General features: G+C 26.7%; 16 protein-coding genes. 1 reads left to right on the top strand and 15 read right to left on the bottom strand.

The window, feature by feature from the left end; genetic code table 11:
* Positions 1–86: 86 nt before the first annotated feature.
* The 13 genes from ACQZHJ_RS05375 to ACQZHJ_RS05315 form a co-directional block, all read right to left on the bottom strand.
* Positions 87–707: a hypothetical protein gene (locus ACQZHJ_RS05375; protein ID WP_430484512.1), complete on the bottom strand. Its 621-nt coding sequence runs from the start codon at positions 705–707 to the stop codon at positions 87–89.
* Between the two features lie 166 nt (positions 708–873).
* On the bottom strand, positions 874–1329 hold the full coding sequence (locus tag ACQZHJ_RS05370) for a hypothetical protein (RefSeq protein WP_430484511.1): 456 nt from the start codon (positions 1327–1329) through the stop codon (positions 874–876).
* Positions 1310–1732, bottom strand: coding sequence for a nucleotidyltransferase domain-containing protein (locus ACQZHJ_RS05365; protein ID WP_430484510.1), 423 nt, complete (start codon positions 1730–1732; stop codon positions 1310–1312). Before ACQZHJ_RS05365 ends, ACQZHJ_RS05370 begins: the two co-directional genes overlap by 20 nt.
* An 81-nt stretch (positions 1733–1813) precedes the next feature.
* Positions 1814–3058 (bottom strand): flagellin lysine-N-methylase, encoded by a 1245-nt coding sequence (gene fliB / locus ACQZHJ_RS05360; RefSeq protein WP_430484509.1) that lies wholly within the window; start codon positions 3056–3058, stop codon positions 1814–1816.
* Between the two features lie 100 nt (positions 3059–3158).
* Complete coding sequence (locus tag ACQZHJ_RS05355) at positions 3159–3914, bottom strand: hypothetical protein (RefSeq protein ID WP_430484508.1); 756 nt, start codon at positions 3912–3914, stop codon at positions 3159–3161.
* A 12-nt stretch (positions 3915–3926) separates the two neighbouring features.
* Positions 3927–4646: a M48 family metallopeptidase gene (locus tag ACQZHJ_RS05350; protein ID WP_430484507.1), complete on the bottom strand. Its 720-nt coding sequence runs from the start codon at positions 4644–4646 to the stop codon at positions 3927–3929.
* A 119-nt stretch (positions 4647–4765) separates the two neighbouring features.
* The gene (locus ACQZHJ_RS05345; RefSeq protein WP_430484506.1) at positions 4766–5695 is read right to left on the bottom strand and encodes a phosphotransferase family protein; all 930 of its coding nucleotides are present in this window, start codon (positions 5693–5695) and stop codon (positions 4766–4768) included.
* A gap of 123 nt (positions 5696–5818) precedes the next feature.
* Positions 5819–6781, bottom strand: a complete 963-nt coding sequence (locus ACQZHJ_RS05340) for a phosphotransferase enzyme family protein (protein ID WP_430484505.1) — start codon at positions 6779–6781, stop codon at positions 5819–5821.
* A 128-nt stretch (positions 6782–6909) separates the two neighbouring features.
* The gene (locus ACQZHJ_RS05335; protein WP_430484504.1) at positions 6910–7182 is read right to left on the bottom strand and encodes a CD3324 family protein; all 273 of its coding nucleotides are present in this window, start codon (positions 7180–7182) and stop codon (positions 6910–6912) included.
* A 277-nt stretch (positions 7183–7459) separates the two neighbouring features.
* Positions 7460–7885, bottom strand: a complete 426-nt coding sequence (locus ACQZHJ_RS05330; protein ID WP_430484503.1) for a MarR family winged helix-turn-helix transcriptional regulator — start codon at positions 7883–7885, stop codon at positions 7460–7462.
* A gap of 303 nt (positions 7886–8188) precedes the next feature.
* Positions 8189–9118: a 2-dehydropantoate 2-reductase gene (locus ACQZHJ_RS05325; RefSeq protein ID WP_430484502.1), complete on the bottom strand. Its 930-nt coding sequence runs from the start codon at positions 9116–9118 to the stop codon at positions 8189–8191.
* 34 nt (positions 9119–9152) lie between these two features.
* Positions 9153–10223: a PTS sugar transporter subunit IIC gene (locus ACQZHJ_RS05320; RefSeq protein WP_430484501.1), complete on the bottom strand. Its 1071-nt coding sequence runs from the start codon at positions 10221–10223 to the stop codon at positions 9153–9155.
* A gap of 485 nt (positions 10224–10708) precedes the next feature.
* On the bottom strand, positions 10709–11476 hold the full coding sequence (locus ACQZHJ_RS05315) for a DUF2087 domain-containing protein (RefSeq protein ID WP_430484500.1): 768 nt from the start codon (positions 11474–11476) through the stop codon (positions 10709–10711).
* Positions 11477–11761: 285 nt separating this feature from the next.
* On the opposite strand from ACQZHJ_RS05315, the gene ACQZHJ_RS05310 reads away from it, so the two are divergent.
* On the top strand, positions 11762–11998 hold the full coding sequence (locus ACQZHJ_RS05310) for a phosphatase PAP2 family protein (RefSeq protein ID WP_430484499.1): 237 nt from the start codon (positions 11762–11764) through the stop codon (positions 11996–11998).
* A 148-nt stretch (positions 11999–12146) separates the two neighbouring features.
* Here the strand turns inward: ACQZHJ_RS05310 and ACQZHJ_RS05305 are convergent, their stop codons facing one another.
* Together ACQZHJ_RS05305 and ACQZHJ_RS05300 are read right to left on the bottom strand one after the other, a co-directional pair.
* On the bottom strand, positions 12147–12644 hold the full coding sequence (locus ACQZHJ_RS05305; protein ID WP_430484498.1) for a hypothetical protein: 498 nt from the start codon (positions 12642–12644) through the stop codon (positions 12147–12149).
* Positions 12645–12746: 102 nt separating this feature from the next.
* Positions 12747–13571 carry a pentapeptide repeat-containing protein gene (locus ACQZHJ_RS05300; protein ID WP_430486865.1) on the bottom strand — a complete coding sequence of 275 codons (825 nt, stop codon included), beginning with the start codon at positions 13569–13571 and terminating at the stop codon, positions 12747–12749.
* Positions 13572–13663: the final 92 nt, after the last annotated feature.

The raw sequence follows: 13663 nt of genomic DNA, 5'->3' as shown, positions 1-13663 counted from the left end.
ATTAATTATAAATATACGCAAAAAAGCTGTACCAAACTAAATTTTATTATTAAGCTTTGATACAGCTTTTTCACAAATTCAAATCATTATAAACTTTTTAAGTAATCATCATAATCTTTTCTAGCTTTTATCTCAGCATTCATAGCTTCATTAAATAACTCTTCCTCAGACTTAAATAACTTAGCTAATCTCCCCTCATTATCTTTAAATTGATTTAAAGGAACATCATTAAGAATTCTATCTATATAAAACTTTCCATCCTTTTCAACCACATAAGCAGTATATTCATCACTTCCAGCAGATATAGTATCGTCCTCTTTATCAAATTTTATTTCAAATTCTCTATGAAATTCTACTTTATATTCATCATCTGGCTCTTTCACGATATTCTTTATATCTATATTTGACATTAACAATTCACTATTCAAATTATATTTAACTGTAGAATTAAAAACGGAATTATACTTATCTGCAACATCCTTATTACAAATTATTTCTTCACAATTTACAGGCTCTTTAGCGAAATCAAAAGATATAAATTTGCTTACTAAATCTTCAATAGGCGCTTTAATATTTTCATTATAAGTAACATTAGTTCCTATATTTTTATAATCACTAATCTCCTTCTTAGCAATCATGATAGACGATAAAGTTAAAACTGTTCCAACAGCTAAAAATGCAACAGTTACTCCATTTTTTCTTTTCATAGCATATTACCCTCCCACATTTATATTCCTTATTTTACCACTAATTTTAAATTTGAAAATTACAAAATCTTATCAAAAATAATTATTGCCTTTTATACTCAACTATAAACAAAAAGAGTGAATTAGAACTTGGTTTTAAAGTTCTGATTCACTCTTATAACTCCCACTAAATACTATTAGCCTCTAATTTTACTTTTTCTTCTGTTACTTTAAGAAATATTTCTAATAACTCCATTCTATTTATAGCAAAGTCTAAAATATCCTCTTCAACACGCTCTCTTTTATAATAATCATGAGTATATCTATTTCTAAGTTTTATAGCAGTTGATAAAAACCTACTTAAGTCATTATCAATAAATCCATATAAGCTAGATTTCTTTATAAGTTCAACTCCAGAATAACCATCTATGTAGTTTCCTGACATAACCAAGTATGTTTCAGCCATATCAATAATATACTCAGAAAAATCTTGAAAATATCCTATAATAGCTCTCTTTATATAAATAGATTCAGTGTTTTTATATTCTTTAATAGCTCCTTGCATAAGAATCAATGTCTCTTTTGCACTATTAAATTTTAAATTTAAGCTTTCCTTCTTATATTTATAATATGCTGCCGCCATTATATTCCTCCACTAATTTATTATCTCTATCTATCTTCTTTATTAAATTATCATTTTCTCTAATAAATTTATTAACATATAATCTGAAATCTATTTCCTTAAACTCATCTATTATTAATTTATCTTCACTATCTATGTATTGTCTAGCAAAAATACTATCAAAATCTCTCATATTTATAAATGTTAAATGTATTTTATCATATTCAAAGTACTCTTTTAAAACTGGTTCTAATTCATCCTCTAAATCAAACTCATCCATTACACTATCTCTTTTTTCTATAAGGACTAAAATATCTATATCACTTTTACCTTTAATCCAATATTCAGTTTCATAACTTCCAAAAACAGACAATGCTATTAAATTATTCATTTTATTTATATTTAAATCCTTTAATAACTTCAAACAAATCCCACCTTTAAATAAATACATTTACTCTATAAATAATTATACCATTACTATTCCATAATTATAAAATAATATTTCTTACTTAGCTAACAAAGTTTTTACAAACTCTAAATTATTGTAGTCATGCTGCTTTATATAATTTAAAAGATCTACTAAATAAGTCTTATGATGCTCTACTACCTTAGCAAAACATTGTACAAATCTTACGACTTCTTCTTTTGAAAGAGATATATTTCCTTCACTCTCTTCATTATTTAAATACATTCCAACTAAGTAAAATCTCATAAATGTATATCTTATAAGTAACATTATATAACTATCAAATATTGATTCTATTTCGCAGAATGGGAATAAGTTGCTATATATGAAGTTAACTAAGAAGTTTTCGAATATATAGCTGTTAGGCTCTAAGAACTTTTCTTCATATTCTTCAAAAGCTTTTACAAATCTCTGAACATTCTTTTGTAGGTAACCTTCTTCATTTAAGCTAAATCCATCTACAACTTCTCTTGAATATTCCTTAAATCTTTCACTATCTATATCTTTTTCTACTCTAAGCATAGTAAATATCTTTTTAAAGAAATCAACTTGAATTGCATAGTTTAATGGATTTTCAAAGTAATCTTCTTGAACTGAATTTATATCATACTCATTTATATACTCTAATGCCTTTTCAGGATTATTTTCATATTCATCTTCTAATCCACTTATGAACTCACCTAATATGTATAATCTTCTGCTTAAAGAAAACTTTCTGTTTTTTATTATGTTTATACTTACTTCTCTTATCTCTTTTAAAAACTCAACTGGAAGCCATTGTTCCTTTCCAAGTTCAGTATTTACCTCACTTGAAACTATATGCTTTCCTAAAACCTCATCACTTTCTGAGAAAGTTAATCCATCCTCTTTAAGTAAAAATATTCTAGCTGCTTCAGGACAAGCTACTGCAAGTGACATTTCATATATTCCATCTATTTTATTAAGTACTCTAGGAAAAGATGTACAAACATTTGAAAGATACTCTTCTCCTAAATTAGAATGAATAATGCAATAATTATCGCTTTTTAAGAAAGGACATCTTTTATTATCTCCTAACTTAACCTTAGCAAAATCTATTTCATCACATTGGCATCTTTTATTTTTAATAAGATTACTTTCAAGAATGTTTTTCATTTCACTTTCTTGAACACCTTCATATTGCTCAAAAGTAATCTTATCAATATCAACATCCCAACCTATACAACAACTATCTTCACAGGCTCCCCCTATACACTTAAACTCCTTAAGATATTTAGGGTATCTCATTCTCACGCTTTTACTCATTAATATACTTCCTTTTCACTTTATTTAACTCACTAAATTATTTTATCATAATATCCATATTAAGTTATGTCTGAAGATATAGATAGAAATAAATTTTCACTTAAAATACAGTCTTAATAAAAAAACTTTTTATATGACTTTCTAAATTTTCTTTATTAGCATTTAATTGAGGAATTCTATTTACGTTAGCTCCAGAAGGATGTGGAAATCCTTTAAGAATCTGCTTCTCATTTATTAATCCATCGTCTTGAAGCTTATCTAAAACCTCTTCAACAGCCTTTCCTAAAGGAATCAATAGTATATTCTCAAAATCCTCTAAGCTCTTAAGCTCCTCAACAAAATTTTCATAAACATACTTCATTAAAAACTCACTTTTCATAAGTTTAGGAGTATGTCCAGTATAGTTAGCTTTCTTAACAAATACAGGATAAGGTATTAGAGCAGTTGTATGTAATAATGAATCTTTCTCTCCAAATAGTTCACTACAACTTTCTACGCCTAAGACTTTATTAAGTTCAACCTCATCTAACATTTCAATCATATTTTTTCTTAAACTTCCACTGAATCTACCTGCAACTTTACAGTCATATTGTATCTTTTCTATTGGATCATTATTTTCAAAGCCCTTTCTTGCAGTGGCTAAAGCTGTGCTCATCTGATTAAATCCAGGTGTTATTCCAACTATAAAGACCTTAGCCTTAGGGTTTATAAATTCATTATGTGGTGCATAATAAATTTCAACATTACCTTCCCTATCAATTAAAAAGTCCTCTGTTAGTATCTCATCTTTTGTATATTTATCTTCTAATGGAAGCTTTCTTATAACTTCCTCATAATCATATAATGTTTTTTTCATAATATCTTCACCCTAACTTTCTATATCAAGTTTTATTCCATTCTCTTTAAGCCAATTGCTTCTAATCTTATAATTAGGCATAATTCTAGAAACTTCATTCCAATAATCTTTAGAATGATTTTTATGTATCATATGAGTCATTTCATGAACAACAACATAGTCAATCACCTCAACTGGAGCCATTATAATCTTCCAATTGAAAAGCAAGTCATTATAATATGTGCAACTACCCCATCTTCTTTTTTGTTCTTTAACCTTAATACTTCTTGGCTTCATAGAATAATACTTTTCGTAATAACTTACTCTTTCTCTTATTTTCTTAATAGCCATATCCCTATACCATAATTCCAAAGCCTTCTTTATCTTATTAACCTCTTTAGTATAGCTTTCAATTATAATCTCATCTTCAATTATACTTACCCTTATTTTCTTAATTCTATTGTCTATGATTACCTTAAAACTGTATTCTTTTCCTAAATACAGAAACTTTTCACCATTCTTAAAATCTCTAATAGGTTTATTAGAAAACCTCTCCTTAGCTCCATCTCTCTTTGCTATTATCCAATCTCCCTTTTTAATAACTTGATCAATGATTCTATCTTTATCAATTCCTATTGGTGCCCTAACCTTAACTACCCCATTTTGCAAAACTTCTATACTCATAGTTTTTCTTTTGCTTCTAATAAGTTGAAATTCTACAATTTCTCCTCTGAACTGAAAACTTAAATTCATTTCTCCTCCTAATTTTAAAAAGGCTTAATTTCAATTTTAGGCTCTGTTTTAGACCATGGTTGATTTCTAAATATATATTAAAGACCCTCTTGATAAGAGATCTATAGTTAATTATCTATTTAATTTTTGTATGTATTTAATAGCTTCTCTAAGAACTCAATATTCTCCATATAATAATCATTAGCCCTCTCATAGGACCAACTACAATGCTCTATAACCATAAGAATTAAATACTTATCCAACAACTTATAGAACCCTTTATCAACTCCTATATACCTATTATATCCTTTTAAAAATTCTTTTTCATAATCTTTATTTCCATTAAAATACTTAAAATATAAATTAGCCAAATCATTACAATAATCATCTGGATAACTCTGTTCAAAATCTATTATAGCTTGAATACTATAAACTCCATTTTCATTTTTAACCAATACATTTCTTCCATCAAAGTCATTGTGTGTTAACCTAAAGTTTTCTTTTTGAAATAAACTATTATAATTTTTTCTAACTATCTTAATTCCTTTAATTAACAATTCCTTATAGGGTGACTTCTGTTCATAAATTTCAATCACTCTTTCCTCAAACTTCTTAATTTTATATTCTTTAAAATCATTTATTCCAATACTTTTATTCCAATTTAGTGCATAATCAAAAGTTTTATATGAATGAATTTTGCCTAGAGCTTCTCCAAGTTCATAAAATAACCTTAATATGTTTTCCTTATTTAAAGTTAAATATATATTTTCAAAAACTTCTCCTTCTATATAATCCATCAAAATCCATTGCTTATTGTTATACTCTCCAAAATCTTTTATTATAGGTACCCTAGTCCTACAATCGCTTAGAATTTTTAGAGAATTGAGTTCTCTTTCTCTCTTATCATTTCTATAGTAACTCTTAAAAACAAACTTATCCTTACCATTATCAATCCTATAAACTAAATGTCTTCCTATATGATGGTTCCCTATAGAATTAATTATAATGTCATTGTTTAAATTAATATGTTTACTTATTAATTTCTTTATTTTCTCTTCTGTATAACTCATATCTTCTCCTACTTACCTTTCAATTTAAGCCATTAATTTTAATATACACTTTTAAAACTTAAATAACAAAATTTATAAAAAAATTGCTAAACTAGATTTTACTCTAACTTAGCAATCTTCTACTTATTTATAATTCCAACTTTCATTTATCCAATTAAACATTTTAATATTTGAAAATGCTATATCTCTATATCCCTCTTTTGCAAAGAAAGCAATCATTATAAGTTCTATAGATAACATCATATTCTTTAAGCTTAATTTCTCACTTTCATTTAGTGAAAGTTTTATATCATACCCTTTAATAAAGCTCTTTGAAAACTCTATCCATTTTTCTCTTTTTTCTTCATCATTAAATATTGTGGCTAAAGCCCCTGTACATAAATAACATAGATCAAATATTCTTGCATTTATCTGAGTTAAATCAAAGTCTATGTATCCAACTAATTTTTCATTCTCAAAAATCATATTTTCACCATGAAAATCTCTATGAATAAGTTGTCTAGGTAATTCATTATATATAGTTGAAAAGTTTTTAATTGTCCCCTCAATACTATTAATAAATTCTAATTTTTCACATTCACTTAAATCACAATTATCTAAATATAAGTCTATTTCACATTTGACCCATCCATTTAATTCCTCAATAATATTCCCATCCATTATTTCTTTGCTTAAATTTACTTCTTTACTTAAATTGAATAAACCTTTATGAAGTTCTGCTAAACATTCTCCTAAGTAAGCAGCTCTTTTTAAATAATCACCTTCAAAGTAGTCCTTAAGAGCATCTCCCTGAAGCTTATTAAATAGTACATAATACTTTTTATCTAATGAAAAATATAATTCCCCATATTTTGTTGTAACAACTCTTTGTACTGGAATATTTTCTTCTAAAAGTGATGTTGATATATTAATATTTTTCTTAATCTGTTCTTCATTTCTATTCATTTTCAATATATATTTTTCACCTATACCCCATATGTGTTTTTCTCTATCAGTTTTATACTCTATATTCTCTTCCATAATATCTAGTGACTTATCTAAATCCCAATTCTTTAATATAAATTTCAGTTCTTTTTTAGTACTCAAACTTTTCTCACCCTTTTCTTTATCTTATATTAATAATATTAATGTCTTTTACTAATATATTAAACCTATAAAACTCTTCATAAAAAAATATGAGCCAAACTACATAATTTTAGCTTGGCTCAATTAAACTATTTAGATTTTTCATTCAATATTATTCTATCTATACTTTTTCTAGATAAGAAATACTTTTCTGAAAGTTCTTGTCTATTAACTCCATTTAAATATTCCTTATAAATACTCTCATTTCTCAATTTAATTTCTTCACGAGCAGATGTTTTACTTCCCCATTCTTGTCTATTACACTCTTTCCTGGGGATATAAATATATTCTCCATCCACATATTTCTGAATTAACTCAATAACTTCCTTTGGTAATACTTCCTTTGCTGCAATATAGCACATACTTAATGCCCCTCCTAAATATATAAAAACTTAATTATTTAGGTTAGCAAAGGCTATTATTTATTTAACAAGACACTTTAATAATTAGTATATTATCTGATATGTTTTACTATTATATCATTAAACTAAAAGTTCTTTCCGTAGACTATGTTTTAAAGTTAATTTTATTTTAAACTAAGTCTTTATTAAAAATGCAATAGCCATTTGCTATGCATTATTAGCAGGTTCCATCATAAAAAAACTCCTCCTCTTTATACCATATATTTATAGAATTATATTAAATACTCTCTAAAACTCTAGCAGAATCATTTGTAAGTTTAATTAACAAATTATATTCTTCTAAACCTAATATTTCTTTATATCTATCATGTAGTTTAACCCTGTATTTTTGGATATCTTCTTGTATTTCTTCACCTTTTTCAGTTAAATGTATATGCGACATCTTACCTATCATTCTTCTTTCAACTAGTCCCTTTATAACCAATTTATCAATTAATCTCGTAATTGTTGAAGGCTTTAAATGGAGTTCCTCGCATAATTCCTTTTGAGTTATTCCTGGTTTAAATTTTACTCCAAGAAGTATATAAATATATGTAGGTGACATTCCTAATGGTCTTAATTCTTCCTCAGCTATTTGTGCTGCTATTTTCTTTAATCTAGTAGCAGTAAAAAACAAACATTCACAGAAATTTTGTTCAAGCATAATAATCCTCCGTCCTGTTCTTTGTAAAACTATTTATTAAATCCCTTACTTTTCCTATATATATTATATTAAAGATTAAAATTAAATTTTGCAACAAAATCTATTCCACATTTTTACACGAAAACAGAATATAGCCATAACCAAACCCACTATATGCAAAAATATAAAACAAAAAGGGATGGTATCAAAACTTAATAATAAACCTTCTAAAGATTATTAAGAAAATATAAATCAATTCTCCTAATATATCTGTCCGCTTCATTAATAAATTATTCTGATACATCCCTTTTCAATTCACACTAATTATTTTATTAGTAATTGTTCTTTAGCATGTACAAAAGTAGTAAGTAAATCATTATAAGGTGTGCTTATGTTAAACTCCTTACCCTTTCTAGATACATATCCATTTATATAGTCAATCTCTGTAAGACGATGATTTTGAATTAAGTCTTGGTGCATTGATGGGTAATGCTCTCCTGCTTGACTTGGATCATATATCTTTTCTATTCCTCTTGCAACCTCTTCAACATTTAATGTAACATTATATTTTTCAGCTATACTTGCAAATTCTTTTATTATGCTACGTATAAGTTCTGAAGCTTCTTTTAATTCTCCGAACTCTTTTATATTACAATCTAATATTGTACAAGTACTATTTAATGTTCCATTAACACAAGCTTTTCTCCATATTGAGAATATTACATCCTCACTATAATGAGCTTTTAATCCAGCTTCACTTAATATATCACATATTTCTCTTGCTTCAACATTCATTTTTGGATCTAAATTTTGTACTTCTAGACTTCCGTCACCAGTTAACACAGCATGTCCAGGACCTGCTAATCCGGCTGTCCATAAGGTTACACCCATAAGAATATTTTTTCTATCTATATATTTTTCAAGAGTTTCATCATGTCCTAATCCATTTAATAAACATAATACTCTTGTATGTTCTCCAATTATATGTTTAACAGATTTTAACATTGACTCTAAACCCATTGATTTAGTAAATAATATCATTAATTCCGGTACTTCTTTAGCCTCTTGAGGTAACATAGCTGGTATTTTTACATACTTAACTTGTCCATTTTCTTCGATTGCTAATCCTTTTTCATTAATAGCATCAACATGAGCTTTCCATCCATCCACTAACTGAACAGTATTACCTGCTTCATGTAACATATATCCAAAACGTGAGCCCATAGCTCCTGCTCCAACAATTGTTATTTTCATTTAAATCAACTCTCCTTTTTTATCATATAGTACATTAAATATATTTAAAGATATTTTCATCATATAAATGTAGAACTTTTCTACAAACAAAATCTACTGCAAAAGCTCCAACAAATGGAATTACAAAGAATGCCATTATTACGCTTATAATAGATGCTGCACTATTCATAGCAGCTAGTGGTCCTACTAAACCAACTATTCCAAAACCAGCACTATTTGCAGTTCCTAGCATATTGAAGAAATATGCTCCTAATCCACTTATAATACCATTTAATACTATTGGTACTGCTATTATTGGATACTTTACCAAGTTTGGCATCATCATTTTCATAGCTCCTAATAATACTGATAAAGTAACCCCACTTTTGTTTACTCTAATTGATCCAATAACTAATACTGCTGTACAAGCTGTAACACCTATAGCAGCTGCTCCTGCTCCTAATCCAGTTATTCCAATAGCTATACCTATTGCAACAGTTGAAATTGGTGAAATAATTAAAATTGAGAATGAAATACTAATTAAAATACACATTAATAATGGCTGTAAAGTTGTAAAGTTATTTAATAAATCTCCGATTACTACTGTAATTTGTCTAACATATGGTAGCATAAGCATTCCAATAAATCCAACGCCAGCTCCAGCTATTATTGGTAATAATAATATTGTTAAAGAACCTAATTTATTTCCTATTAATCTAATAACAAGTACTGCTATACAAGAAACTAACATTATATTTATTAAGTCTCCTATACCAACTAATTGCACCCCTACTTCAGTAACTTTAAATGCTCCTGAACCTAAGAATACTGCAGCTCCTACTATAACTGATTGCATTGCATTTAAGTTAAACTGTAAAGCAACTAAACATCCTATAAGTACTGGAACTATAAATTGCATTATATTTACAGCATTATATAGCGTAGCAAATATAGGTGATACATCTATTAATCCTTTAAAAATTGATCCTAAAATTGCATTTGGAATTAATCCAACAACTATTCCTGTAGCTGTTCCTGCTAACACCTTATTTAAATAATCTTTTGGTGTTAATCTATCACTTTTTGGTATAAGTTTTTCTTTTTCTACTATATTCCTTTGTGCCATAATACTCCTCTTCTTTCCTTTTTAATTTTATATAAAATCTTTATATAAAAAATCCTTAAAGATTAAGTTAATTTAATTTTCCCTGAATTGTTTGTTTATTTTTTATCATTCACATGCAAAAAAAATATTTCCTAAAATATAAATCACTAGTAATTTATCTCAAAATTAATTGTTTACACTGCAAATCTCTAAGTTTTTCAAAATTATATTTGTATGTACAACTAACTTTCTAAAAACAATATATCACAAAGCAAATACAAATTGCAATATATTTCGACAAAATAAGTTAAAAAAATAACAACTTTTTTTAAGATAATTTAAATTGCCCCACAAATTCTATTTATACTTTAAGAGTTACTAGAAACGCTTCTTGAAATAAAGTATCTCTGAAAGCCTAACTAAACTCAACATTAGCTTAAAGAAAGTAAAAAAAATAAGTTAAGCATAAATAAACTGATATTCATACTTAACTTGGCATATTTTTATTATTCTTTTACCCAATAACTACTACAATCATTAGAACGATTTAAGAATCCATATTCTATCAAAGCTCTTCTTAATCTTGCATAATCATCATATATTCTTTTCAAAATCCTATTTATTTCTTTTTCTGAATACTTTTTACCCTTTGAAAAATTTTTAACTACTTGACTAAGTATTATTATCTTTTTCTTCTCTTTTGAAGGAAATGTTTTTATTGCTCCACTTTCATCCATATAAATTTTAATTACACTTTCTTTCTCTTTATCTGTAATATTATATCTATCATCTAAAGTTGTGGCTGTCTTGTGCGCATCACATAATGACTCTTTTTCTAATATAGTTATATTTTTCCTTGTATTTGATGATAGTAATTCCATCATGGCAATAAAAAGTCTTGCCTGTTTTTCTTTCTCTCTTAATTTATATCTATGATTTCTTATTGTTGATTGAGCCACCCCTAGCTTGCTTGCTATCTCTTTATCACTTAATCCTGATGCAATAAGTATTAATAATTCTCTTTGTACTTCTGATATTCCTGTAAATGAAGTGTTCATTCCTAAAAGATATTCTAATGTTGAACCATGCTTTTCTTTTATATGAATCATTGTAGCCTTTTTGGCATCATAAAGCACAGAATCTATATCATAGATTCTCCCCTTAATAAACTCTTCCTCACAAATTATACATTTAAATGATTCCTCTAGTTCAATGTACCCCCTTTTTACTTCTTCAATATTAGCACTCCAGAACAATTCTTTATTATCATTCATAATTCTCAACTCCTTTATTATTTTCACTTTAGACTCTATTTTAATAACCCAATATCTTCTTACTATTATAATATAGATATTTTTATATTTTGTCTATATATAAATAAACTTTAATGTATTTTATCTATATTTTATTCTGCACCATATAATAAAAATTCTTTCAAAGACTAAAATTGAATCTATTTATTAAATCCGGATAATTTTCGGAAACTTTAAATAAAAATTAACATCTTTTTAAAAATATTTAAACAATCAAAATAAGAAATCAACTAAGGAGAAATACATATGAACTTTTGGAACACTATTAATAAACTTATTGGAATAATAGGCATTATTTTATCCCTATTAATAGGCTTCCCTAGAGTATATGTAGGCCATCATTATCCCCAACATGTCCTTGCTTCATTTGTAATTGTAATTATCTTAAATATACTCTATGTCAAATTCTTAAGTAAAACTGTTAAAAGAATATATTTTTCACTTGAAAAACATATTCCTATATTAAATAAGTTAGTAAAATAAAAAATATAATTTAATTTATAACTTTTCAAAATTTATATTAGGTACAATTTAATATAATAAAACTAAAAGCTATATCTCCCTTAGGTGATATAGCTTTTTGAATTCAATAAACTTAAAATTTATATCGTTTTAAAGACGTATTTTACTTTTATAATCCACAATCCACTTCATTTTCAATGTTATATTCTTCATCTCCAAATACTCCATTTAAAAAATCTGGCATAAAGAATTTGTTACTCATTTTCTTTAAATCTTCTTTATCATAAATATTATGTTTAGTTAATATTTCTTTGGCATCTTTTATATTTTGATTCATTGATATTTGAAGTTCTTTAGCCTTTTCTGAATCTAATGACCCATTATTATGACATAAGAATTCTCTCAATTCTATTAAAGAATCTCTAAATTTATCATTTAACTCACTAATAGTTTTAACCTCTTCATCTGATAAATCTTCTTCATCATAATCAGCACTCGGATCTTCAAATAATAAATCAGTAACTAGGTAATAATACTCACCTTCAGCTTTTTTAGCAAGCTCTTTTAATTCACTGATTTCATGATGAGCAAGATTCTCTAATTTATCTACTTTGAATTTTTCCTTAAACTCTTCTTCTGTAATATGTTTTATATGTAATTCTTTCATATCTATGTTCTCCTTTATAATAAATCTTCTGTAAATAAAATCAAAATTTCTACTATAATATATTTTAATTTTATTATATCATCACTATATAAAAATATAAATCTACTTTTCCCAATATGGTGGTCTCTTTAATTGAGGTGGTAACTTTGTCTTATTATCACCTATTGCTGTATTTATTTGTGACTGAGTAAGAAATACTGACTTACTTAAATCTGCTCCCTTAAGATTTACATCTCTCATATCAGCTGCTTGAAAGTTTGTTCCACTTAAATCACATCCACCTAAATCTGCCGCAATAAGTAAAGACCCTCTTAAATCAGCCCCTCTTAAATTGCTTTTTTTAAGATTTTTTCCAATAAGATTCTTACTTATATTTTTATTAGTTGTATTATACTTTTTGATAACTAAGTTACTTACTTTTCTTAATACTAGATTAACTCTCTCTCTATGTTTTTCTACATCTAAATTTAATAAATCACTAGCTTCTAAACCAGTAAGCTCTTCTGTCTCATCAATTATACATTTAATATCTTTCCTTATACTAATACTTTCTTCCATAGTATAAGCCTCTGTAAGATACCAAAGCATTTCATATAGTTGTCTCATTACTAAAAATGAATCAAATATTTCCTGAGATAGTCCCTTAGATTCAATCCAGCTTTCTCCCTTATATGTTTCTTTAGCAACCTTTTGCCCTGCACCAAAGCAATCATAAGAAGTGCATCCTTTGAGTCCTTTTTCTCTTAAACTTTTATGTATTTTACAAGTAAAATCTTTATTTAAATTAACACATGGCTTACCTGCAACTTTATCTACTGGAAAACCATCGCATTTTGAAAAATATAAAGCTACACAACAAAACCCAAAACACTCTCTACAATCTATATTAAACTTACTAAACAAATTACTTTTATCTTCATAAAATATTTCAGACATAATCTATCTCCTAACTTAAATATTAAACTGCCTTTCCTAATTATACACCATAAATATTAAAATTAACTTAATACACACATATA

It is taken from the genome of Clostridium sp. B9, from assembly GCF_050509515.1.
GTDB lineage: Bacteria > Bacillota > Clostridia > Clostridiales > Clostridiaceae > Sarcina.
The sequence above is the reverse complement of the archived record's forward strand: the minus strand, read 5'-3'. Positions and strand labels throughout refer to the sequence as shown.

Coding starts and splice junctions, on each gene's coding strand:
- ACQZHJ_RS05330 (WP_430484503.1), bottom strand. CDS start 7,885: ATGCTTGAACAAAATTTCTGTGAATGTTTGTTTTTTACTGCTACTAGA.
- ACQZHJ_RS05375 (WP_430484512.1), bottom strand. CDS start 707: ATGAAAAGAAAAAATGGAGTAACTGTTGCATTTTTAGCTGTTGGAACA.
- ACQZHJ_RS05310 (WP_430484499.1), top strand. CDS start 11,762: ATGAACTTTTGGAACACTATTAATAAACTTATTGGAATAATAGGCATT.
- ACQZHJ_RS05320 (WP_430484501.1), bottom strand. CDS start 10,223: ATGGCACAAAGGAATATAGTAGAAAAAGAAAAACTTATACCAAAAAGT.
- ACQZHJ_RS05350 (WP_430484507.1), bottom strand. CDS start 4,646: ATGAATTTAAGTTTTCAGTTCAGAGGAGAAATTGTAGAATTTCAACTT.
- ACQZHJ_RS05335 (WP_430484504.1), bottom strand. CDS start 7,182: ATGTGCTATATTGCAGCAAAGGAAGTATTACCAAAGGAAGTTATTGAG.
- ACQZHJ_RS05370 (WP_430484511.1), bottom strand. CDS start 1,329: ATGGCGGCAGCATATTATAAATATAAGAAGGAAAGCTTAAATTTAAAA.
- ACQZHJ_RS05325 (WP_430484502.1), bottom strand. CDS start 9,118: ATGAAAATAACAATTGTTGGAGCAGGAGCTATGGGCTCACGTTTTGGA.
- ACQZHJ_RS05315 (WP_430484500.1), bottom strand. CDS start 11,476: ATGAATGATAATAAAGAATTGTTCTGGAGTGCTAATATTGAAGAAGTA.
- ACQZHJ_RS05305 (WP_430484498.1), bottom strand. CDS start 12,644: ATGAAAGAATTACATATAAAACATATTACAGAAGAAGAGTTTAAGGAA.
- fliB (WP_430484509.1), bottom strand. CDS start 3,058: ATGAGTAAAAGCGTGAGAATGAGATACCCTAAATATCTTAAGGAGTTT.
- ACQZHJ_RS05355 (WP_430484508.1), bottom strand. CDS start 3,914: ATGAAAAAAACATTATATGATTATGAGGAAGTTATAAGAAAGCTTCCA.
- ACQZHJ_RS05345 (WP_430484506.1), bottom strand. CDS start 5,695: ATGAGTTATACAGAAGAGAAAATAAAGAAATTAATAAGTAAACATATT.